Source organism: Actinosynnema sp. NPDC037264, assembly GCF_055603705.1.
This window is the reverse complement of sequence record NZ_JBVJVK010000050.1, coordinates 32,754-54,273: the sequence shown is the minus strand read 5'-3', so window position 1 is coordinate 54,273 and position 21,520 is coordinate 32,754. Positions and strand designations below refer to the sequence as shown.

At 71.5% G+C, this 21,520-nt stretch carries 19 protein-coding genes and 1 riboswitch; of the genes, 13 read left to right on the top strand and 6 right to left on the bottom strand.

The features are described 5' to 3' along the window. Positions 1 to 22 precede the first annotated feature (22 nt). Positions 23 to 1,309, top strand: a complete 1,287-nt coding sequence (locus ACZ7GX_RS35370) for a hypothetical protein (RefSeq protein ID WP_498783319.1) — start codon at positions 23 to 25, stop codon at positions 1,307 to 1,309. Here the strand turns inward: ACZ7GX_RS35370 and ACZ7GX_RS35365 are convergent. Beyond that, complete coding sequence (locus ACZ7GX_RS35365; protein ID WP_498783317.1) at positions 1,260 to 2,831, bottom strand: dolichyl-phosphate-mannose--protein mannosyltransferase; 1,572 nt, start codon at positions 2,829 to 2,831, stop codon at positions 1,260 to 1,262. The two genes, ACZ7GX_RS35370 and ACZ7GX_RS35365, sit on opposite strands and share 50 nt — an antisense overlap. A 24-nt stretch (positions 2,832 to 2,855) precedes the next feature. On the opposite strand from ACZ7GX_RS35365, the gene rsmI reads away from it, so the two are divergent. From rsmI to ACZ7GX_RS35320, 9 genes are all read left to right on the top strand, one after another. Beyond that, positions 2,856 to 3,701 carry a 16S rRNA (cytidine(1402)-2'-O)-methyltransferase gene (rsmI, locus tag ACZ7GX_RS35360; RefSeq protein ID WP_498783315.1) on the top strand — a complete coding sequence of 282 codons (846 nt, stop codon included), beginning with the start codon at positions 2,856 to 2,858 and terminating at the stop codon, positions 3,699 to 3,701. Between the two features lie 87 nt (positions 3,702 to 3,788). Then, entirely contained in the window at positions 3,789 to 5,579 is a 1,791-nt protein-coding gene (gene metG / locus ACZ7GX_RS35355) for a methionine--tRNA ligase (protein WP_498783313.1), read from the top strand. Continuing rightward, entirely contained in the window at positions 5,576 to 6,412 is an 837-nt protein-coding gene (locus ACZ7GX_RS35350; protein WP_498783311.1) for a TatD family hydrolase, read from the top strand. Before metG ends, ACZ7GX_RS35350 begins: the two co-directional genes overlap by 4 nt. A gap of 279 nt (positions 6,413 to 6,691) precedes the next feature. Beyond that, positions 6,692 to 8,125 (top strand): resuscitation-promoting factor, encoded by a 1,434-nt coding sequence (locus ACZ7GX_RS35345; protein WP_498783309.1) that lies wholly within the window; start codon positions 6,692 to 6,694, stop codon positions 8,123 to 8,125. Between the two features lie 10 nt (positions 8,126 to 8,135). Next, entirely contained in the window at positions 8,136 to 9,014 is an 879-nt protein-coding gene (rsmA, locus tag ACZ7GX_RS35340) for a 16S rRNA (adenine(1518)-N(6)/adenine(1519)-N(6))-dimethyltransferase RsmA (RefSeq protein WP_498783307.1), read from the top strand. An 86-nt stretch (positions 9,015 to 9,100) separates the two neighbouring features. Beyond that, positions 9,101 to 9,193, top strand: a riboswitch (SAM riboswitch). 203 nt (positions 9,194 to 9,396) lie between these two features. Then, positions 9,397 to 10,407: a methionine ABC transporter ATP-binding protein gene (locus tag ACZ7GX_RS35335; RefSeq protein ID WP_498783305.1), complete on the top strand. Its 1,011-nt coding sequence runs from the start codon at positions 9,397 to 9,399 to the stop codon at positions 10,405 to 10,407. Beyond that, the gene (locus ACZ7GX_RS35330; RefSeq protein ID WP_498783303.1) at positions 10,404 to 11,087 is read left to right on the top strand and encodes a methionine ABC transporter permease; all 684 of its coding nucleotides are present in this window, start codon (positions 10,404 to 10,406) and stop codon (positions 11,085 to 11,087) included. Before ACZ7GX_RS35335 ends, ACZ7GX_RS35330 begins: the two co-directional genes overlap by 4 nt. 28 nt (positions 11,088 to 11,115) lie before the next feature. Then, positions 11,116 to 11,922, top strand: coding sequence for a MetQ/NlpA family ABC transporter substrate-binding protein (locus tag ACZ7GX_RS35325; RefSeq protein ID WP_498783301.1), 807 nt, complete (start codon positions 11,116 to 11,118; stop codon positions 11,920 to 11,922). 505 nt (positions 11,923 to 12,427) lie between these two features. After that, positions 12,428 to 13,393: a 4-(cytidine 5'-diphospho)-2-C-methyl-D-erythritol kinase gene (locus tag ACZ7GX_RS35320; RefSeq protein WP_498783299.1), complete on the top strand. Its 966-nt coding sequence runs from the start codon at positions 12,428 to 12,430 to the stop codon at positions 13,391 to 13,393. A gap of 1 nt (position 13,394) precedes the next feature. Here ACZ7GX_RS35320 and ACZ7GX_RS35315 read toward each other — a convergent pair whose 3' ends face one another. Next, positions 13,395 to 13,796 carry a PASTA domain-containing protein gene (locus ACZ7GX_RS35315; protein WP_498783297.1) on the bottom strand — a complete coding sequence of 134 codons (402 nt, stop codon included), beginning with the start codon at positions 13,794 to 13,796 and terminating at the stop codon, positions 13,395 to 13,397. A 118-nt stretch (positions 13,797 to 13,914) separates the two neighbouring features. Between ACZ7GX_RS35315 and ACZ7GX_RS35310 the strand changes: the two genes are divergently transcribed. Continuing rightward, on the top strand, positions 13,915 to 15,684 hold the full coding sequence (locus ACZ7GX_RS35310) for an ABC-F family ATP-binding cassette domain-containing protein (protein WP_498783295.1): 1,770 nt from the start codon (positions 13,915 to 13,917) through the stop codon (positions 15,682 to 15,684). Between the two features lie 95 nt (positions 15,685 to 15,779). On the opposite strand, the gene ACZ7GX_RS35305 is transcribed toward ACZ7GX_RS35310, so the two are convergent. Next, complete coding sequence (locus ACZ7GX_RS35305; protein ID WP_498783293.1) at positions 15,780 to 17,045, bottom strand: DivIVA domain-containing protein; 1,266 nt, start codon at positions 17,043 to 17,045, stop codon at positions 15,780 to 15,782. 107 nt (positions 17,046 to 17,152) lie between these two features. Here ACZ7GX_RS35305 and ACZ7GX_RS35300 point away from each other — a divergent pair, with 107 nt between their 5' ends. Both ACZ7GX_RS35300 and ACZ7GX_RS35295 read left to right on the top strand, forming a co-directional pair. Beyond that, positions 17,153 to 18,802, top strand: a complete 1,650-nt coding sequence (locus ACZ7GX_RS35300) for a fatty acyl-AMP ligase (protein WP_498783292.1) — start codon at positions 17,153 to 17,155, stop codon at positions 18,800 to 18,802. Further along, on the top strand, positions 18,802 to 19,596 hold the full coding sequence (locus tag ACZ7GX_RS35295; RefSeq protein ID WP_498783290.1) for a DUF3626 domain-containing protein: 795 nt from the start codon (positions 18,802 to 18,804) through the stop codon (positions 19,594 to 19,596). The genes ACZ7GX_RS35300 and ACZ7GX_RS35295 overlap by 1 nt, the downstream gene beginning before the upstream one ends. 24 nt (positions 19,597 to 19,620) lie before the next feature. Here the strand turns inward: ACZ7GX_RS35295 and pth are convergent, their stop codons facing one another. Genes pth through ACZ7GX_RS35280 form a run of 3 tightly spaced genes read right to left on the bottom strand, consistent with a single transcriptional unit; the run spans position 19,621 to position 21,356 of the window. Next, a complete protein-coding gene (pth, locus tag ACZ7GX_RS35290) occupies positions 19,621 to 20,190 on the bottom strand; it encodes an aminoacyl-tRNA hydrolase (protein WP_498783288.1) in 570 nt (189 codons plus the stop codon). After that, complete coding sequence (locus tag ACZ7GX_RS35285; protein WP_498783286.1) at positions 20,180 to 20,788, bottom strand: DivIVA domain-containing protein; 609 nt, start codon at positions 20,786 to 20,788, stop codon at positions 20,180 to 20,182. The genes pth and ACZ7GX_RS35285 overlap by 11 nt, the downstream gene beginning before the upstream one ends. After that, complete coding sequence (locus ACZ7GX_RS35280; protein WP_498783284.1) at positions 20,751 to 21,356, bottom strand: 50S ribosomal protein L25/general stress protein Ctc; 606 nt, start codon at positions 21,354 to 21,356, stop codon at positions 20,751 to 20,753. The genes ACZ7GX_RS35285 and ACZ7GX_RS35280 overlap by 38 nt, the downstream gene beginning before the upstream one ends. Positions 21,357 to 21,520: the final 164 nt, after the last annotated feature.

Here is a 21,520-nt window from a genome sequence, read left to right as displayed (position 1 = left end):
GACTTCCGCATTGCTGGCGGTGATGTCCGCGGTGCGCGAATTCGGGCGAACGCTCACCCAGCCGTTGGGCGCGCCCGCCGCCGCCGTGCAGACGTTCATCGAGGTCCCGTTCGAGCTCGAAGGCCGCAAGGTGATCCCCGACGGGCTGATCCGCGTGGTGCGCGGTCAGCGGTCGTGGACGGCGCTCGTCGAGGTGAAGACCGGCGCCAACCAGTTGCAGGTCGAGCAGATCGAGAACTACCTCGACGTCGCGCGGGACCGGGGTTTCGACGCGGTGATCACCATCTCCAACGAGATCCCCGCGCTGCCCGGCCGGCACCCCGCGGCGGTCGACCGGCGGAAGCTCAAGAAGGTCGCCCTGCACCACTGGTCGTGGACCGAGGTGCTGTGCGAAGCCGTGATGCAGAAGGAGCACCGGGGCGTCGCGGACACCGATCAGGCGTGGATCCTCGGCGAGCTGATCCGCTACCTCGAACACCCGCGATCAGGCGCGATGGCGTTCGAGGACATGGGGCCCGCGTGGGTGCCGCTGCGCGAGTCCATCCAGGCCGGCACGCTGCGGGCGACCGACAAGACCGCGCCCGAGGTCGCGCTGCGCTTCGACGCCCTCGTGCGGTTCGCGTGCCTCCAACTCGGCCGACGGCTCGGTGCGGAGGTGACGCCGGCGCTGACCCGCAAGGAGCTGGCCGAGCCGCAGACCCGGGTCGCGAAGCAAGTCGGTCAACTCGTCGCCGAGGGCAGGTTGACCGCCGGTGTCCACATCCCCGGCACGGTCGGCGTGCTCCAGGTGACCGCCGACCTGCGAGCCGGGCGGGTCTCGTGCCACGTCGACCTCGACGGGCCGCGGGAAGGCCGGCCGACCACCCGGGTCAACTGGTTGGTCCGGCAGTTGAAGGACGCCCCCGAAACCGTCCGCCTCGAGGCATTCGCATTGCACGGCCGCGGTGCGGGCGCGTCGGAGCTGCTGCGCACCGTGAAGAGCGATCCGATGGCCTTGGTGGTGGACCCGGCAAAGGAGATCCGCGGATTCCGGGTCGCCAATTCCGCGCCGCTGGGCAGCAAGCGCGGCACCGGTCGGAATTCGTTCATCGATTCCGTGCTCGGCGCCGTCACGAGCTTCTACGAAGAGGTCGTGCAAAACCTCAAGCCGTGGGCGGCCGCACCGCCGCGGATCCGGCCGGAGGAGGTCTTCGCACCGCCTGTCGACGTTCCTCCGGCCCTCGTCTCCACCGCGCCGTCCTCGCAGGACGGCCCCGAGCTCAGTTCCAGGATGGAAGCCACTTCTGGGCGTCCCACACTTCCGGGGTGATCGGGATGCCGTTGAGGATCGGCCACAGCCACACGAAGTTGGCCACGACCAGGCCCACGTACAGCGCCACCGCGAGCAGGCCGGTGCCGCGGCGTTCCTTGCCGTCGGTCCGCCTGCCCAGCACCTCGCCCAGCGCCAGCGCGATGCCCAGCACCAGGAACGGCGCCATCGGCATCGCGTAGAAGTAGTACATCTGCCGGTCGACGTTGAGGAACCACGGCAGGAAGCCCGCGCCGTAGCCGACCAGCACCGCCGCGTACCGCCAGTCCAGCTTGGCGATCGACTGCCACATCGCCCACGCCAGCATCGGGAACGCCAGCCACCACAGGGCGGGCGTCCCGATCAGCATGATCGCGCCGACGCAGCTCGGCCCGCCGCAGCCCTGCACCGAGCCCTCGAAGTAGTAGAGCATCGGCCGCAGGCCCATCGGCCACGTCCACGGCTTCGACTCCCACGGGTGGCGGTTCGTCTCCGACGTCACCAGCTTGGTGTGGAAGTCCAGCACGTTGCCGCTGTAGTACCAGAGCGCCCGCAGCGGCGCCGGGATCCAGCCGTCCTCGGGGATCTTCGTGCCCGCGATGTGCCGGTCGATGGCCGTCTCCGACGCGAACCACGCCCACCACGTCGCCAGGTACGCCAGCATCGGGATCACCAGCAGCGCGAACAGCGACGGCAGCAGGTCCTTCGCGAACGCGCCGAGCCACGGCCGCTCCACCCCCGCCGCACGACGCGCCAGCGCGCTCCAGAACACCGACAGCACGCCGAAGAACGCGATGTACCACAGGCCGGACCACTTCACGCCGCACGCGAGTCCGAGCGCGACCCCGCCCGCGAACCGCCACCAGCGGAAACCCAGCCACGGGCCGTACGGCGAGTTCGTCACCCAGCCCTCGCGCACCGCCTCGGCCAGCCGCGACCGCACCTGGTCCCGGTCCACCACCAGGCAGGCGAACGCCACCACCACGAAGAACGTCAGGAACGCGTCCAGCATCCCCATCCGCGACTGCACGTGGCTCATGCCGTCCGCGATCAGCAGCACGCCCGCGATCGCCGCGATCAGGTCCGACCGCGTCATCCGCCGCGCGATCCGCACCACCAGCAGGATCGTCAACGTGCCCACGGCGGCCGACGCGAACCGCCAGCCGACGCCGTCGTAGCCGAACAGCCACTCGCCGATCGCGATGAGCTGCTTGCCCAGCGGCGGGTGGACGATCAGCTCGTAGCCGGGGTTGTCCTCGTACCCGCCGTTGCGCAGCACCTGCGCGCCCTGCGGCACGTAGTGCTTCTCGTCGAAGACCGGGGTGCCCTTGTCGGTCGGGAACCCGAGGTTCCAGAACCGCACCACACCGCCGATCAACGCCACGGTCAGCGTGATGAGCCAGCCCCTCAGGGCGTCGCTCATCCTCCCGGGTTCGAGCTGGCGGGCCCGCTGTTCGCGGTCGTTGCCCGGTGGCGGGCTCGTCGGCGGCACGTCGCCGGCGTCGACCACGTCGTCTGCGGACTGCGGTGCGATCAGGCTCACGCGCACGATCGTAGGGTGAGAGGCGTGAGACCTGTATCTGGATCAGGCCGTTTGGTGCTGGCCGCTACTCCGCTCGGCGACGTCCGGGACGCGTCACCACGCCTGGTGGAGGCGTTGGGCGCGGCCGACGTGATCGCGGCGGAGGACACCAGACGGCTGCGGTCGCTCGCTTCGGCCCTCGACGTCACGCCGTCCGGGCGGGTGGTCAGCTTCTACGACCAGGTCGAGACGGCCCGGCTGCCCGGCCTGCTGGAGGCGCTGCGGGACGGTCGGACGGTGCTCCTGGTGACCGACGCCGGCATGCCGAGCGTGTCCGACCCCGGCTACCGGCTCGTGGCCGCGTGCGTCGAGGAGGACATCCGGGTCACGTGCCTGCCCGGCCCGTCCGCGGTGACGACCGCGCTGGCCGTGTCGGGCCTGCCGTCGGACCGCTTCTGCTTCGACGGCTTCCCGCCGCGCAAGCAGGGCGAACGCCGGCGGTGGTTCGCGGCCCTGCTCGAAGAGCCCCGGACGTGCGTCTTCTTCGAATCACCCCATCGGCTGGCGGACACCCTCGCCGACGCCGCCCACGTGCTCGGCCCGGACCGCCGCGCCGCCGTGTGCCGGGAGCTGACCAAGACCTACGAGGAGGTCAGGCGGGGTGGGCTCGGCGAATTGGCCGAGTGGGCGGCCGAGGGCGTGCGCGGCGAGATCACCGTCGTGCTGGCGCCCGCCGAGGTCCGCGAGACCCCGCCGATCGAGGCGCTGGTGGCCGAGGTGAGGCAGCGCGTGGCCGACGGCGAGCGGATGAAGACGGCGGCGGCGGAGGTCGCCGAGGCGGCGGGGGTGAGCAAGAAGGCCCTGTACGACGCCGCGATCAGCAAGAGCTGAGACGGGCGGGCGGTCTGCCGCGCACGGCGCCCCGGGCACTGCCCAACCCGCGGAAACCCGCTGGAAGCGGCTCCGTAGGCTTGGCCCATGAGTGCCTCCGTGCTGACCGCGGTGGCGTGGCCCTACGCCAACGGCCCCCGCCACATCGGTCACGTCTCCGGTTTCGGTGTCCCCTCCGACGTGTTCTCCCGCTACATGCGCATGTCGGGCAACCGGGTGCTGATGGTCTCCGGCTCGGACGAGCACGGCACACCCATCTCGGTGCAGGCCGAGAAGGAGGGCATGTCCACCCGCGAGCTCGTGGACAAGTACCACCGCGTGATCGCGAACGACCTGCACGGCCTCGGCCTGTCCTACGACCTGTTCACCCGGACCACCACCGGCAACCACTACAAGGTGGTCCAGGAGCTGTTCCTGGCCCTCTGGCGCAACGGCTACGTCGTCCCGAAGACCGAGATGGGCGCGATCAGCCCGTCCACCGGCCGCACCCTGCCCGACCGCTACATCGAGGGCACCTGCCCGATCTGCGGCTACGACGGCGCCCGCGGCGACCAGTGCGACAACTGCGGCAACCAGCTCGACCCCGTCGACCTGAAGAACCCGCGCTCGCGCATCAACGGCGAGACGCCGAAGTTCGTCGAGACCGAGCACCTGTTCCTCGACCTGCCGCAGTTCATCGACGCGCTCGGCGGCTGGCTGCAGACCCGCACCGAGTGGCGGCCGAACGTGCTCAAGTTCAGCCAGAACCTCATCGGCGACCTGCGCCCCCGCGCCATCACCCGCGACCTGGACTGGGGCATCCCCATCCCGCTCGACGGCTGGCGCGAGCAGCCGATGAAGCGCTTCTACGTGTGGTTCGACGCCGTCATCGGCTACCTCAGCGCGTCCGTCGAGTGGGCCCGCCGCAGCGGGGACGACGACGCCTGGAAGGAGTTCTGGACCGGCGACGCCCAGGGCTACTACTTCATGGGCAAGGACAACATCGTCTTCCACTCGCTGATCTGGCCCTCCCTGCTGCTCGGGCAGAACGGCCAGGGCGCGAAGGGCGGCGAGCCCGGCTCGTTCGGCACGCTGAACCTGCCCACCGAGGTGGTCTCCAGCGAGTTCCTGACCATGAGCGGCTCGAAGTTCTCCACCTCCCGCGGCACGGTGATCTACGTCACGGACTTCCTCAAGGAGTTCGGGCCGGACGCGCTGCGCTACTTCATCTCCGTGGCCGGCCCCGAGAACCAGGACGCCGACTTCACCTGGGACGAGTTCGTCCGCCGGACGAACTTCGAGCTGGCCAACGAGTGGGGCAACCTGGTCAACCGGTCGATCTCGATGGCGCACAAGAACGTGGGCGCGATCCCGAAGCCGACCAGCCCGACCCAGGCCGACCACGAGCTGCTGGAGCTGTCCCGCAAGGCGTTCGACGTGGTGGGCTCGAACCTGCGCCGCTCCCGCTTCAAGCAGGCGTCCACCGAGGCGATGAAGGTGGTCGGCGCGGCCAACCGCTACCTGTCCGACCAGGAGCCGTGGAAGCTCAAGGACGACCCGGAGCGCCGCGACACCGTGCTGCACACCGCGTTGCAGGTCGTGCAGGACGCCAACACCCTGCTGACGCCGTTCCTGCCGCACTCGGCGCAGAAGGTGCACGAGGCGCTGGGCGGCACGGGCGTGTGGGCGGCCCAGCCCGAGCTGACCGACGTGCCCGACCTGGACGTGCCCGACCGCGAGTACCCGGTGCTGACCGGCGACTACGCGGGCGAGCGGGCGACGTGGGCGTCCACCCCCATCGAGGTGGGCAGGCCGCTGGCCAAGCCCGCGCCGCTGTTCGCGAAGCTCGACCCCGAACTGGGTGAGACCGGCCCCGAGTGGGCCCCGATCGCGAAGTGACGAAACGCCGAGGCGAACGGCCACCGGTCCCGGAAGCCCTTCCGGCGCCGGTGGTCGACGCCCACACCCACCTCGACGCGTGCGGGGCGAAGACGCCCGAGCAGGTGCGCGAGGTGCTCGACCGGGCCGTCCGGGCGGGCGTGGACCGCGTGATCACGGTGGCCGACGACCTCGACGCCGCCCGCTGGGCCGCCGAAGCCGCCACGTGGGACGACCGGGTGTTCGCCGCGGTCGCCCTGCACCCCACGCGCACGTCGACGTTCGGCGAGGTCGAGCAGGCGGAGCTGGAACGGCTCGCCGCCCGGCCCAGGGTCGTCGCGATCGGCGAGACCGGGCTGGACTACTACTGGGACTACGCGCCGAAAGCCGCGCAGCACGAGGCCTTCCGCTGGCACATCGACCTGGCCAAGCGGGTCGGCAAGCCGCTGATGATCCACGACCGGGACGCGCACGACGACATCCTCGAGGTGCTCGACGCCGAGGGCGCGCCGGCCACCGTGGTCTTCCACTGCTTCTCCGGTGACCTCTCCTTCGCGCGCGCGTGCGTGGAGCGCGGGTTCGTGCTCTCGTTCGCGGGCACCACGACGTTCCGCAACGCCCACGCCCTGCGGGAAGCCGCACTGTGGGTGCCGGAGGACCACGTGCTCGTCGAGACGGACGCGCCGTTCCTCACGCCCCACCCGTACCGAGGTCGCCCGAACGAGCCGTATTGCGCGAACTACACGCTCCGGGACATGGCGACGCTGCGTGAGACCGACCTGGGTGAGTTGGCCACGAAGATCACCCGAAACGCCGAACGCGTCTTCGGTCTTCGTGACGCGGTGAGGTCGTAGTCCTCCTTACGACGAATGGCGGACAGACTTGCTCCCCTAACGGAGTGACTGAACTCACAAGGGTTGTCGGGGTGTTGGCACAACCCCCGTGAACCCGTTACGGTCCCGTGACCGTGCCCCGAGTCGTGATTCGGGGCGCACCCGCAGTCGGGGCGGGTCACGTTGACACCAGAAGCGAGAAGCCGAGAACGCACGGGAGTTGCCGGAGATCACCAGCTGACCACCGACATCGACCGTGCGCGTCGCCGGACTTCGCGCCTTCAGGAGGTATGGCAACCCGTGAACTCGTTCAACGAGGACACCGACTGGTTTACGCCCGTGCAGTCGACACCCGCGACCGGTGTCGACGTCCTGGACAGACCCGGGCCGCCGTCCGAATGGGACACCGCGGTGTTCACCATCACCCCGGACGACGTGCTGGAAGTGCTGGGACCGGACGCCGACGCGCTGCTGGAGAGCGCGAACGTCGACGTCGACGAGCTGATCCGGCTGATCAACGCCGAGACCACGCTCCTGCCACCGATCATCATCCCCGACGAGGTCTCCCAGGACCGGGTCGCGGGCAGCCTGGCCGCCGAGCGGCCGAGCGCCCCGCCCGCCGCACTGGTCGAAGCCGCGGGGAAGTGGAAGCGGCGCTTCCTGAAGGCCGCGGTCCTCACCGTGCTGGTCACCATCTCCGGCGGCGGCGCCACCGCGATCGCGATGGACAAGTCCGTCACGGTCGACGTCGACGGCGAGGCCACCACCGTCCGCACGTACGAGTCGACCGTCGGCGAGATCCTCGCCGACGAGGGCATCGCGATCGGCGAGCACGACGCGCTGAGCCCGTCACCCCAGGCCAAGGTGAGCGACGGCGGGAAGATCTCGCTGGACCGCGGCCGCCTGGTGAAGATGACGGTCGACGGCGAGCAGCGCGAGGGCTGGGTCCGCTCGGTCACCGTGGACGAGGCGCTGGACCAGTTGCAGGTGAACGACGAGGGCGCCTGGCTCTCCCACGACCGCAACATGGACGTCCCGCTCGACGGCCTGTCGCTCGAGGTCAAGAGCCTCAAGACCATCACGCTCTACGACGGCGGCAACGCGCCCCGGCAGATTCAGACGACGGCCGTGACCGTCGACGAGCTGCTGAAGAACGAGAACCTCTCGCTCGGCCCCGAGGACAAGCTCGAGACGGCGGTCGACCTGCGCGTCACCAACGGCGCCGAGGTCCACATCACGCGCACCGGCGTGTCGGTGATCAACGCGACGGAGGCCATCCAGCCGCCCGTCGAGGAGGTCAAGGACGACACGATGATGAAGGGCCAGAAAGAGGTCCTGGACCCGGGCGAGGCCGGCGAGCAGATCGTCACCTACCGCGTCACGGTCAAGAACGGCCAGGAGGTCGGCCGGGAGAAGCTGGGCGCGAAGGTCACCAAGGAGCCGAAGCCGAAGAAGGTCAAGGTCGGCACCAAGCTCCCGCCCGACGGTGCGGTGTGGGACGCGCTGGCGCAGTGCGAGGCGACCGGCAACTGGGCCATCAACACCGGCAACGGCTACTACGGCGGCCTGCAGTTCAACAAGGGCACCTGGGACGCCTACGGCGGCAGCCAGTACGCCGCGTACCCGCACCAGGCGACCCGCGAGCAGCAGATCGCCATCGCCACCAAGCTCCGCGACGCGCGCGGCGGCTACTCGGCGTGGCCCCACTGCCAGCAGAAGCTCGGCTTGCCGTAACAATGTGCCGGTGACACAGGACTCGACGTCGGCCGGTTCGGGGAGCCACCTCCTCGGGCCGGCCGACGTGCGTCGGCTGGCCGCCGAACTGGACATCCGCCCCACGAAGAAGCTGGGGCAGAACTTCGTGCACGACCCGAACACGGTGCGGCGCATCGTGGCGGCGGCCGACCTGCGCCCGGACGACGTGGTGCTCGAGGTCGGGCCCGGCCTGGGCTCGCTCACGTTGGCGTTGCTGCCCTCCTGTCGCGCGCTGGTGGCCGTGGAGATCGACGGCGTGCTGGCCGACCGCCTGCCGGTCACGGTGGCGGAGCGGGCCGCTGAGCTGGCCGACCGGCTGTCCGTCGTGCACGCCGACGCGATGCGCGTCACCCCGGAGCAGCTCCCGGTCGCGCCGACCGCCCTGGTGGCGAACCTGCCGTACAACGTGGCCGTGCCCGTGGTGCTGCACCTGCTGGCCGTGCTGCCGTCGTTGCGCACGGGCCTGGTGATGGTGCAGTCGGAGGTGGCCGACCGGATGGCCGCCGGTCCCGGCAGCAAGGTCTACGGCGTGCCCAGCGTGAAGCTCGCCTGGTACGCGGACGCCCGCCGGGCCGGTCCCGTGCCGCGCTCGGTGTTCTGGCCCGTGCCGAACGTGGACTCGGCGCTGGTCGCGTTCGACCGGCACGAGCAGCTGTCCACTGTGGACCAGAAGCGGCTGTTCGCCTTGGTGGACGCGGCCTTCGCGCAACGCCGCAAGATGCTGCGCGGCGCGCTGTCGGGCTGGGCAGGCTCGGCCGCCGAGGCGCACCGGCTGCTCGTCGAGGCGGGCGTGGACCCCTCGGCGCGCGGCGAACAACTGGCCGTCGGCGACTTCATCCGGATAGCCGAGGCCGCGTCCGCCCGCTAGTCGTTGATCTTTCGGCCGAAAGTGTGATTTGCCGGACGATCCTGGTTCGGACTTGCGTCAGCCGGGCCCGGTCGGGTCTACTCGTGGTGCCATCCCGAGCGGCCGAGAGACCTGGCTCCACGACGCCGCAGCAACCACCCCTCCACGGGGGCAGGTGCTTCCGCCAGGAACGATGGAGGAATCACGTGCCCAGGATGCGAATGCTCACCCGCCGGCGGGTGGTCGACCACGGTCGCCGCACGTCGTCCGCCTGTCGCAGCCGCTGAGCAGCCGCAGGCGCCTCGAATCCCCGCGTCCTTCACCCAGGACACCTTTCCGAGCTGAGCCGTCGGTCACGCACGCCCCGGGCGTGCGCTGCCGCATGCCGTCGTGGAGCGAAAACGTGATCACTGTCGAGAACCTCACCAAGACCTTCCCCGGGAGTACCGGGCAGGTTCGCGCGCTGGACGGCGTGAACCTGGACGTCGCCGCGGGCACCGTGCTCGGCGTCGTCGGCCCCAGCGGGGCGGGCAAGTCCACCCTGGCCCGGTGCGTCGCGCTCCTGGAGCGGCCCGACAGCGGCGCGATCCGCGTCGACGGCACCGACCTCGTCTCGCTCGACGGCACCGCGCTGCGCGCCGCCCGCCGGCAGATCGGCGTGGTGCCGCAAGGGGATTCCCTGCTGCGCCAGCGCACCGCCGCGGGCAACGTCGCGCTGCCGCTGGAAGCCGCGGGCGTGGCCGGGCCGCAGCGCCGCACCCGCGTCGCCGAGCTGCTGGACCTGGTGGGGCTGACCGACAAGGCGGGCTCCTACCCCGACCAGCTCTCCGGCGGCCAGCGCCAGCGGATCGCGGTCGCGCGGGCGCTCGCCGCGTCGCCGTCCGTGCTGCTGGCCGACGAGCCGACGTCCGCGCTGGACCCCGAGACCACCGGCTCGGTGCTCGCCGTGCTGGACCGGGCGCGCGCCGAGCTCGGCGTGACGGTCCTCGTGGTCACGCACGACATGGGCGTGGTCCGGAAGATCTGCGACGCCGTCGCGGTGCTGGAGGACGGCCGCGTGGTGGAGCACGGCAAGGTGCTCGACCTGGTGTCGGACGCCGCGAGCCGCACGGCCGCGTCGCTGCTGCCCGCCGTGGACCAGAACCCGGCGGCGGAGTCCGCGTTCGACCGGGTCGCGGACGTCGTGCTGATCGGCTTCGCCGCCGTGGGCGCGCTGCTGCCCGAGGCCACCGGCCGGTTCGGCGTGGAGCTCAACCTGCTCGGCGGCGGCCTGACCAGGCTCGGCGAGACCCCGGTGGCCCGGTTCCGGGTCGGCCTGAAGGGCGAGCGCGCCGACTCGGCGCTGGAGTGGATCTCGGAAGCGGGCGGCTCGGTGCGCCGGACCCTGTCGGGTCCTCAGGGAGTAGCTGCGTGAGGTCCGCAACACCCTGGTCCATCGTGTTCGACGACCTGCTGGTCGCCACCGGCGAGACGTTGTACATGGTGGTCGTCTCCACCCTGATCGCCGTTCTGCTCGGAGCACCTGTCGGCATCTGGCTTCAGCTCACCGCACCCGGTGGGCTGAGGCCCCGGCCGGTGCTGCACAAGGTGCTCGGGTTCGTCGTGGACCTGGGCCGCTCCATGCCGTTCCTGGTCCTGCTGGTGGTGCTCACCTCGCTGACCAGGCTGCTGCTCGGCAGCACCATCGGACCGACGGCGGCCATCGTGCCGCTCGCCGTGGGCGCGATCCCGTTCGTCGGCAGGCTGGTGCAGAACGTGCTGGCCGAGGTGCACGTGTCGGTGGTCGAGGCCGCCGTCACCACCGGGTCGTCCACGGTGCGGATCGTGCGCAGCGTGCTGCTCCGCGAGTCGTTGCCCGCGCTGGTCAACGCCATCGGCGTGACCGCGATCGCGCTGCTGGGCTACTCGGCGATGGCCGGCGTGGTCGGCGGCGGAGGGCTCGGCGACCTCGCCGTGCGCATGGGCTACCAGCGGTTCAACGACCGCTACCTGTGGAGCACGGTCGTCGTGCTGGCGGTCATCGCCACCGCGATCCAGTTCACCACCAACCGCGTGGCCCGCGGCGTCGACCGCCGCCGCACCGCGTCCGTCTGATCGTTTTTCTCCTCACCTAAGGAATGAAATGCGTATTCGTGCTGCCCTGCTGGCCGTGCTGCTGACCGCGGTGGGCTGCGGTAGTGGCGACACCGGCGCCGCGTCCGACCCGAACGCGCCGCTCAAGGTCGGCGTGAGCCCGGTCCCGCACGCCCAGGTCCTGCGGTACGTGGCGGACAACCTCGCCGCGTCGAAGGGCCTGAAGATCGAGGTCGTCGAGTTCACCGACTACGTGCAGCCGAACACGGCGCTGGTGGACGGGTCGCTGGACGCGAACTACTTCCAGACCGTGCCGTACCTGGACACGTTCAAGGCGGAGAGCGGCGCGCCGCTCGAGTGGATCGGGCCGGTCCACCTGGAGCCGCTCGGCGTGTACTCGAAGAAGCACAAGTCGCTGGCCGACCTGCCGTCCGGCGCCCGCGTGGCCGTGGCGAACGACGCGACCAACGAGGCGCGCGGCCTGAAGCTGCTGCAGGACAACGGGCTGATCAAGATCACGCCGGGCGCGGAGAAGACGGCGACCGTCCGGGACGTCGCGGAGAACCCGCGCGGGCTGGAGTTCGTCGAGCTGGAGGCCGCGCAGCTGCCGCGTTCGCTGGACGACACCGACGCGTCCGTGGTGAACGGCAACTACGCCATCGACGCCGGCCTGAACCCCGCGTCCGACGCGCTGGCGCTGGAGAAGGCCGAGGGCAACCCCAACGCGAACGGCCTGGTCACCCGAACCGACCTCAAGGACGACCCGCGCGTGAAGGACCTGCTCGCCCTGCTCCAGTCGCAGCAGGTCAAGGACTACATCAAGGAGACGTTCTCGGGCTCGGTCCTCGCGGTCTGAGGGTCCTGCCGTCTGAGCGGAGAGTCCTGAAGGACGAAAAGAGTGTCCTCGCCGGACGGGCGGAGAGTCCTGGAGGACGGCCGGAGAGTCCTGGAGGACGAAAAGAGTGTCCTCGCCGGACGGGCAGATCAGCAGGATGACGGCGGTGGGTGGTTTTGTGCCGGGTCCGTTGTTGGTCCGGGTTTCGTGTCATCCCACCGACCTCCCGAAGGGCTACCACACGTGTCAAGGGGGGCGGCATCGGTTCAGGCCGTGGGTATCGCTGGACGGTGCCCCCCTTGACACGTGCGGTAGGGCTGCGCCAGGTCGGCGGGATGACACGAAGCCCTTCCTTTGTGTAGGCAAGCGGGTGCGTGAGCGGGAGTGCGTGACGGTTGGGTGGGCGTGCGGCTGCGTGAGGGGGAGTTGGTGGGCACGCGGGTGCGTGAGCGGGAGGCGAGTGTTCCGTCGCAGGTCAGAGGTTGGTAGGAGCGGGCAACCCGGAAACGCCCGTACGCTTCATGGCGTGCTCGCTGTCGTCCCACCCCCGGTCACCGTCCGCGTCCCGGCCAAGGTCAACCTGCACCTGGCCGTAGGCGACTCCCGCGAGGACGGCTACCACGACCTGGTGACGATCTTCCAGGCCTTGTCGCTGACCGACGAGGTGACCGTCGCCATCGCCGAGGACCCCGGTGTCGAGGTGCACGGCGAAGGCGCCGACTCGGTGCCCACCGGCGCGTCCAACCTGGCGTGGCGGGCGGTGCGGGTGCTGGCCGAGCACGTCGGCCGCGACCCCGACGACCCGAAGGTCCGCGTCGTCATCCGCAAGTCCATCCCGGTCGCCGGCGGCATGGCGGGCGGCAGCGCGGACGCGGCGGCGACGCTCGTCGGGCTGGCCTCGCTGTGGCGGCTGGAGATCAGCCGGGACGAGCTGGCCGGCCTCGCGGGCAAGATCGGCGCGGACGTCCCGTTCGCCATCTACGGCGGCACGGCCCTCGGCACGGACCGCGGCGACCGGATCGTGCCCGTGCTGTCCCGCCACACGTTCCACTGGGTGCTGGCGTTCGACCGGCGGGGCCTGTCCACGCCCGAGGTGTTCGACGAGCTGGACCGGCTGCGCGCGGACGGCGACCCGCCCCGCGTAGGCGAGGCGGAAGCCGTGCTCGAAGGCCTGTCCTCCGGCGACCCGCGCCAGCTCGCGCTCCTGCTCGGCAACGACCTGCAGGCCGCCGCCGTGTCGCTGCGCCCCAACCTGCGCCGCACGCTGCGCGCGGGCGTGAACGCGGGCGCGTTGGCCGGCATGGTGTCCGGCTCGGGCCCGACCTGCGCGTTCCTCTGCACGGACGGCGACTCGGCGGTGCGGGTGGCGGCCGAGCTGGCGGGCGCGGGGGTCTGCCGGACGGTGCGCGTGGCGCAAGGGCCGGTGCACGGCGCGCGCGTCATCGGCACCGAGGAAGCGCCCCGGCCGATCCCGCCCGAAGTGCACGCGTGACCTACTCGCCCGCCTTCTTCGCCGACAGCGTGACCTCGGTGTCGCAGTCGACCACCTGACCGGCGGCGACGCTCTGCGCGGTGGTGGTCCAGTTGCGGTCCACCACCAGCAGGCGCCCCTGACCGGTCGCGTCCTGCTCGCGCAGCCGGTACAGGCCGGCGGACTGCATGGTGTCCTGGGCGGTCTGGTGGACCATGCCGACCACGTCCGGCACCGTGCACATCCTCGCGGCCTGTGTCACGGTCGGAGGTGGCTCGGTCACCGCGGTGGAGGTCGAGGTGGTGGTCACCGAGGTCGAGGTCGAGGTCGTGGTGGTGGTCGTCGCAGGTGGAGTGGCCGCGGTGCCGCATCCTGCGGCTGACAGGACGGCGAACGCGCCGACGACCCTGCTGAGCTGTGACATCGGACTCCCTGGTTCGGTCGTGGCCGGTGCGTCGAGCCGGGGCGGGCCGTCGTCACCGGCGCGATAGCTAGGCTGGCGTACTGCGTTGTCACCCCGTTCTCGATGAAGGTGCTGGTACATGGCCAACTTGGTCAACTTGGAGAACGTCTCCAAGTCGTTCGGCGTGCGTCCGTTGCTCGACGGCGTGTCCCTCGGCGTCGGCGAAGGCGACCGCATCGGGGTCGTCGGCCTCAACGGCGGCGGCAAGACGACGCTGCTGGAGGTGCTGGCCGGGCTCGCCCCGCCGGACGAGGGACGGGTCAGCCAGAACCGCGGGCTGCGGATGGCGGTGGTCACGCAGCGCACCGAGCTGCCCGAGGGGTCGACGGTGCGCAACGCCGTGATCGACCCGCTCGGGTTCGACTCCGAGCACGAGTGGGCCTCCGACGCGCGCGTGCGGTCGATCCTCGACGGGATCGGCATCACCGGGTTCGGGCTGGACTCGCCGGTCGCCACGATGTCCGGTGGCGAGCGACGCCGGGTGGCGCTGGCGGCGGCCCTCGTGCAGGACCTCGACCTGGTCGTGCTGGACGAGCCGACCAACCACCTCGACGTCGAGGGCGTGCGGTGGCTGGCGGAGCACCTGCTGGCCCGGCGCACGGCACTCGTCGTGGTGACCCACGACCGGTGGTTCCTGGACACGGTGTGCAGCCGCACGTGGGAGGTCGTGAACGGGAAGGTCGAGCAGTACGAGGGCGGCTACGCGGACTGGATCTTCGCCCGTGCCGAACGCGCCCGACTGGCCGACACGATCGAGGAGAAGCGCCGCAACCTGGCCCGCAAGGAGCTGGCGTGGCTGCGCCGCGGCGCGCCCGCCCGCACGTCCAAGCCCCGCTACCGCATCGACGCCGCCGAGGCGTTGATCTCCGACGTGCCGCCGCCGCGCGACTCGGTGGAGCTGCTCGCGTTCGCCAAGCGGCGGCTCGGGCGCACCGTGCTGGAGCTGGAGGACGCGACGCTGACCGTGCCCGACCGGGTGCTGGTGCGCGACCTGACGTGGCGGATCGGGCCGGGCGACCGGGTCGGGATCGTCGGGGTGAACGGGTCGGGCAAGACGACGTTGCTGCGGGCGTTGGCCGGTGAGCGCGAGCTGGAGGGCGGCAAGCGCGTCCAGGGGCAGACGGTGAAGCTCGCGCACCTCAGCCAGGAGCTGCACGACCTGGACGGGTCGATGCGGGTGCTGGAGGCCGTGGAGGAGGTCGCGCGGCGGGTCGTGCTGGGCAAGCAGGAGATGTCGGCGTCGCAGCTGGCGGAGCGGTTCGGGTTCTCGTCGCAGAAGCAGTGGACGCCGGTGGGCGACCTGTCCGGCGGTGAGCGGCGGCGGTTGCAGCTGTGCCGGCTGCTGATGGCCGAGCCGAACGTGCTGCTGCTCGACGAGCCGACCAACGACCTGGACATCGACACGCTGCAGCAGCTCGAGGACCTGCTGGACTCGTGGCCGGGCACGCTGGTGGTGATCTCGCACGACCGCTACCTGGTGGAACGGGTGTGCGACCAGGTGGTGGCGCTGTTCGGCGACGGCGGGCTGACCGACCTGCCGGGCGGGATCGAGGAGTACCTGCGGCGGCGGGACAAGCAGAAGGAAGCCGCCGTCGTGCCGAGCGCGAAGCCCGCGTCCGCGCCGTCGTCGGCGGCGGACCAGCGCGCGGCGCGCAAGGAGCTGTCCCGCCTGGAACGGCGGCTGGAGGCGTTGCAGAAGAAGGAGACCCAGCTGCACGCGGCGCTGGCCGAGGCGGCCACCGACCCCGAACGCCTGCTGGCCCTGGACGCCGAGCTGAAGGCCGTCCTGGCCGAGGCGGAGGACGTCGAAGCCCAGTGGCTGTCCGCCGCCGAGTCCGCCGAAGCCTGACCCGCGAGTCCTGAAACTCCAGGACCCCCGAGTTCAACGCTCAGGACCACCCTGAACGGCGAACTCGGGGGTCCTGAGCGTTCGACACGCGAGGGTCAGCGGCCGCGGCGGCGGAGCTCGGTGACGAGCAGCGGCATCAGCTCGTCCACGTAAGCGCAGTCGTAGCCCTGACCCGCGATCAACGCGGTGGCGAACTTCGTCGTCGCCACCTCCGCCGACGACGCGCCGAGCATGCCGTCGAGCGCGATGCCGACCTCCTCCAGCACCCGGTCCACCTGGGACGTCCGGTACCCGCGCTGCGCCGGCCCCGCCAACGGGATCTTGATCGACCGCAGCTGCTTCCACGACGTGATCGGCGGGATGGCGCTCGGGCGCGGCGGTCCCTCGCCCAGCTGCTTCTCCACCCGGGCCAGGAACGCGTCCACCTCGGTCTCGTCGTACCCGCGCCGGCCGAACATGGGCCGGCTGAAGCGGACCTCGCGGACCTCGCGCGCGGTCAGGTCGTCCTGCCCGAGCAGGGTGTTCTCGATCCGGTCGAGGAACTTGTCGACCTGCGACTCCTGGTAACCACGCCGGCCGCGCGGCGGCTTGCCGAAGGCGGCGGTGCGGACGTCACGAGCGGTCAACGGGCGCGTGCCGGGGCCGGGACGGGGTCGCACCGGGGGCGCGGGAGGGGGCAGGGGTGAGGAGGGTGGCGCGAGGGCGGCGGGGGAGGTGAGGGGAGAAGGAGGTACGGGGAAAAGTGGTGCGGGCATTCGCTCCAAGGTCACCACGACGAGGTCGAGGAACGTGTCCACGTCGTCCTCGTCGTACCCCACCTGACCTGGAGGGGCGTAGCTGAACTCGAAGTCCTGCACCTCCCGGGCGGTCAGGTGGTCGCGACCCGCCAGGGTGTTCTCGATCCGGTCGAGGAACGCGTCGATCTCGCCCTCGTGGTAGCCCCGGTTCCCCGGTCTGGGCTTGTGGAACCGCACGCCGCGCACGTCCTGCGGCGTCAGCCGGGCCGCCGGGCGCATCCCGGTCGACGTGGCGTGCGCGCCCTGCGCGGGAGCGGTGGCCTGGCGCCGCTGCGGCGTCGAGCCGAGCGTCTCGGCCGCCAGGTCCATGAACGCGTCGACCTCGGCCGCGTAGTAGCCGGGCCGCGAGGGTCTGAACCGCACCTCGCGCACGTCCTGCTCGGTCACGTCGTCCCGACCGAGCAGCGTTGCCTCGATGCGGTCCAGGAAGGCGTCCACCTGACCCTCGTCGTACCCGGGCTGACCGGGCGGGGGGCGGTGGAAGGCGACCTGCCGCAGATCCCGCGCGCCCAACAGCGGCGCCGGATGTGCCGGCATGTGCTGGCGAGCGTCGAACCCGGCCACCCCATTACCTCCTTCGTGTGGTGTACCGGGGAGTATCGCCGGACGACGCACCCGATGTTTCGCCCTATCGGCTCAATGCGCCGGAAGATCGCTCTACCCTGACGGGCATGAGCCGGTTCGTGGACACGATGGTGGCAACCGCTACGGGCGCCGGAGGACGGGCGCGGGGCATGACCACGGGGGAGCCGAACGCTCCGGTCCGCAGGTCGTGGGCGGAGGTGCACCAGCAGGCGACCCGCATGGCCGGCGCGCTCGTGGCGGAGGGGGTCGCGCGCGGCGAGTCCATCGCCGTCCTGGCGGGCGACCCGGCCGAGATCGCGCCCGCCGTGCAGGCGGTGTGGCTGGCCGGCGGCAGCACGACCATGCTGCACCAGCCGACGGCGCGCACCGACCTCGCCGAGTGGGCCGGTGACACGTTGCGCGTGCTCACCATGATCGGCGCGAAGCTGGTGCTGCTCGGCGCGCCGTTCGACGCGCTGTCGGGCGTGCTGGACGAGCACGGCGTCTCCTACCGCAGGCTGGCCGAGCTGGACGGCGAGCCGCTGGCCGCGCCCGTCGAGGTCGACGAGGACCTGCCCGCGCTGCTCCAGCTGACCAGCGGCTCCACGGCCGACCCGAAGGCCGTCCGCATCACGCACGGCAACCTGTGGTCCAACGCCAAGGCGATGGAGGTCGCCGCCGAGCTCGACCCGGAGACCGACCGGATGGTCTCCTGGCTGCCGCTGTTCCACGACATGGGGATGGTCGGCTTCCTGACCGTGCCCATGCTGTTCGGCATCGACCTGGTCAAGGTCACGCCGGTCGACTTCCTCGGCCGGCCCACCCTGTGGCCGGACCTGATCAGCCGCTACCAGGGCACCATCACGGCCGCCCCGAACTTCGCCTACGCCATCGCCGCCCGCCGAATGAGGGGCGTGGACGACGGTGCGTTCGACCTGTCCAGGCTGCGGATCGCGCTCAACGGCGCCGAGCCCATCGACCCGGCCGCGGTGAAGATGTTCACCGACGAGGGCGCGCGGTTCGGGCTGCGGCCCGAGTGCGTGCTGTGCGCGTACGGCATGGCGGAGACGACGCTGGGCGTGGCGTTCGCGCCGGTGTTCACCGGGCTCTCGGTCGACGTGGTCGACCCGGAGGAGCTGGAGGCGGGCCACCGCGCCGTGCCGGTGCCGCCGGACAGCCCCAACGCGCGGGCGTTCCCGCTGCTCGGGCCGCCGCTGCCGGGCCTGGAGGTGCAGGTCGTGGACGAGCAGGGCAAGCTGCTCGGCGAGCGCGAGGTCGGTCAGCTGCGGGTGCGCGGCGAGGCCGTGACGCCCGGCTACCTCACCGTGGACGGCCCGAGGGACACCCAGGACGCCGAGGGCTGGCTGGACACCGGCGACGAGGGGTACGTGGTGGACGGCCAGGTCGTCGTCTGCGGGCGGCGCAAGGACGTGATCATCATGGGTGGGCGCAACATCTACCCCACGGACATCGAGCGCGCCGCGACCGCCGTGGAGGGCGTGCGCGCGGGCAACGCGGTGGCCGTGCGGCTGGACGCGGGCACGCGGCGGGAGCGGTTCGCCGTGGTGGTCGAGTCGAAGCTGGCCGGTGAGGACGACGCGGTGCGGGCGTTGAGCAAGGAGATCAGCGCGCGGGTCGTGGACGCGGTCGGGCTGCGGCCGTTCTCGGTGGTCGTGCTCAAGCCCGGCAGCCTGCCCAAGACGCCGTCCGGCAAGCTGCGCCGTTCCGCCGCCGCGGGCCTGGTGCCCACCGTGTGATGTCGCCGGCGGAGCGCGCTCTGAGGCACGTGAGGGCGCGGTCGACCGGCACACCGCTCGACCGCGCCCTGCGCGTCACCCTCAACTTCCACCCCGAACGAGTGGTCGCCGCCCTCGCGGACACGGGGCGTTACGTCTCGCAGTTCGTCACGGGCACCGGCAACGGCGGCCTGACCGCGTTCGCCGGTGGTGACCGGTGGCGGTGGGAGAGCCGGATGTTCGGCGGCGCCTACGACGACGCGTCGCCGCACGAGAGGCCGGTGTACGGCGGGCTGAACTTCCGCCTCAGCCCGTACGGCGCGTCACCGCGGTTCGGGTCGTCGCACTTGCGGCTGACCCGGGACGTGGTGGACCGGACCACGTTCTGCTACCCGGACAGCGTGCTGGAGCCGGAGACGTTCGGCACGGCCGACCGGATGGCGTTGATCGAGCTCGCGCGGGCCGACCGCCGCGACCCGCTGGACGACTACGTCGAGGCCCACGTGCACGGTCCCGTGTCGCTGGAGGCCGACGCGGAGGCGCTCGTGCTCGACCCGAGCTACCGGGGCACGGAGGTGGAGGAGGCGGCCTACCGCCTGCCGTGCGCGGTCGAGTGGCACACCGGGTTCCGGCTGCCCGTGGACGAACTGCGCCGCCACCCGGACTTCCGGGGCCCCGAGTACGTCGAGTTGGGCGTGGCGGTCGCGGTGGACGGCGTGCTGACGCCGAAGGTCATCGGCGACGCCCGCGACCGCTACGACCAGCAGGACCTGAAGAAGGTCTGGCACCTGCTCGCCCGCTTCGGCCGCGCCTGACCTCGTTCCCGGCGGAACTTGTGCTCAGTGGAATTTATTCTGGGCGGCTTCCAGCCCCAGCTCCAGCAGCGCCTCCACGGCGTCCGCCGCCCGGTCCAGCTCCAGCGCCAGCTGCTTGCGCTCCACCAGCGAGAAGTCGCGCAGCACGTAGTCGGCGGGGTCCATCCGGCCCGGCGGCCGGTCCACCCCGAACCGCACCCGGTGGTAGTCCTTGGTGCCCAACGACTTCGTGATCGACCGCAGCCCGTTGTGCCCGTTCTCGCCGCCGCCGAGCTTGAGCCGCACCACGCCGAACGGCAGGTCCAGCTCGTCGTGCACGACGATGATCGACGACGGCGGCGCCTTGTAGAAGTTCGCCGTGCCCGCCACCGGACCGCCGGAGGTGTTCATGTAGCCGCGCGGCTTCGCCAGCACGACCCGGCGGCCGGCCAACCGGCCCTCGAGGACCTCGGCGCCGCCCTTGTGGGCCTTGAACTTCCCGCCCACGCGCGCGGCCAGCTCGTCCAGCACGAGGAAGCCGACGTTGTGCCGGTTGCCCTCGTACTTGGGGCCGGAGTTGCCCAGCCCGACGACCAGGGCGACGTCATCGACCACGGAACCGCAACTCCTGCTCAAGCTCGTCCAACAGGGCGTCCACCGCGCGGACCTGGTAGCCCCGCCGCAGCCCGGACGTGGTGGTGAACCTGGTGTGGCGCACCTCGCTGGAGGTCATCCGCCCCCGCCCGTCCAGCGCCGCGGCGGCCCGGCCGAGGAACGCGTCGACTTCGCCGCGATCGTAGCCGTTCGGCGCGCGCGGCAGCTTCACCGCCAGCACCGCCTCGCCGGTCTGCAACGTGGTCGGCGGCACGTGGCCGGACCGGAGCTGGTGCTCGCACGCGGCCAGGAAGTCGTCCACGGTCCGCTGGTCGTACCCGCCGGCGATCTCGGTGAACGCGATCGTGCGCACCTGGTCGGGGTGCAGCGGCACGCGTCCGGCCAGCGCGTCGGCGATGCGCAGCACGAACGCGTCGACCTGCGCCGGGTCGTAGCCCTTGCCCCTCTTGCGGGGGAACCGGGTGGCGCGCACCTGCGCCGGGCTCAGAAACGGGAACGGCACGCCGCCCCAGCCGTGCGGCGGGGGAGGCGTGCCGTTCGAGTTGCCCGACGTGATGGGCTCAGCCTTCTTCGGTGGCCTCGGGCTCGGTGCCCTCACCGGTGTCGCCGTCCAGCTCGGCGGCGGTCGGCGCGGCGTTCACCGCGAGGACCATCGCCTCGCCGTCGGTCACCAGCGTGGTGCCGGCCGGCAGGACCAGGTCGGAGGCGTGCACCTGGGTGCCCGCGGCCAGGCCCGCGATGGAGTACTCGACCTGCTCGGGGATGTTGAGCGCGTCGGCCTCCACCTGGATGGTGGTGAGGTCCTGCGTGAGCAGGGTCGCCGCGGCGGCGTCGCCCGTGAGGACGATCGGCACCTCGACGGTGACCTTCTCGCCCCGCTGCACGAGCAGCAGGTCGACGTGCTCGATGTAGTTCTTGATGGGGTGCGTGGTGACGGTCTTGGTCAGCGCCAGCTCGGTGGAGGACTCGATGTCCAGCGTGAGAACTGCGTTGTGACCGTGCTCGCGGACAACACGGGCGAACTCGAGCGCCGGCAGGGCCAGGTGCTTCGGGTCGGAACCGTGGCCGTAGAGCACCGCGGGGATCTTGCCGGCGCGGCGGGTGCGGCGGGCGGCGCCCTTGCCGAACTCGGTGCGCTGCTCTGCGGCGAGACGGACCTCGGACACGGTGGGGCTCTCCTAACGGTCTGGCCTGGTAAACGTCGGCGGGTACGTCGGGCGGGGCGAAGCGGGGGTTGGCCTGCGGCGGCGGGCGGCGCGGAGGGTGAACACGCGCGGCATCACAACCGCCGCGTCGATCACGCCGAGCGTGATGCTCGCCCTCGCCGAGG

Coding starts and splice junctions, on each gene's coding strand:
- ACZ7GX_RS35370 (WP_498783319.1), top strand. CDS start 23: ATGTCCGCGGTGCGCGAATTCGGGCGAACGCTCACCCAGCCGTTGGGC.
- metG (WP_498783313.1), top strand. CDS start 3,789: ATGAGTGCCTCCGTGCTGACCGCGGTGGCGTGGCCCTACGCCAACGGC.
- ACZ7GX_RS35325 (WP_498783301.1), top strand. CDS start 11,116: ATGCGTATTCGTGCTGCCCTGCTGGCCGTGCTGCTGACCGCGGTGGGC.
- ACZ7GX_RS35315 (WP_498783297.1), bottom strand. CDS start 13,796: ATGTCACAGCTCAGCAGGGTCGTCGGCGCGTTCGCCGTCCTGTCAGCC.
- ACZ7GX_RS35310 (WP_498783295.1), top strand. CDS start 13,915: ATGGCCAACTTGGTCAACTTGGAGAACGTCTCCAAGTCGTTCGGCGTG.
- ACZ7GX_RS35300 (WP_498783292.1), top strand. CDS start 17,153: ATGAGCCGGTTCGTGGACACGATGGTGGCAACCGCTACGGGCGCCGGA.
- ACZ7GX_RS35295 (WP_498783290.1), top strand. CDS start 18,802: ATGTCGCCGGCGGAGCGCGCTCTGAGGCACGTGAGGGCGCGGTCGACC.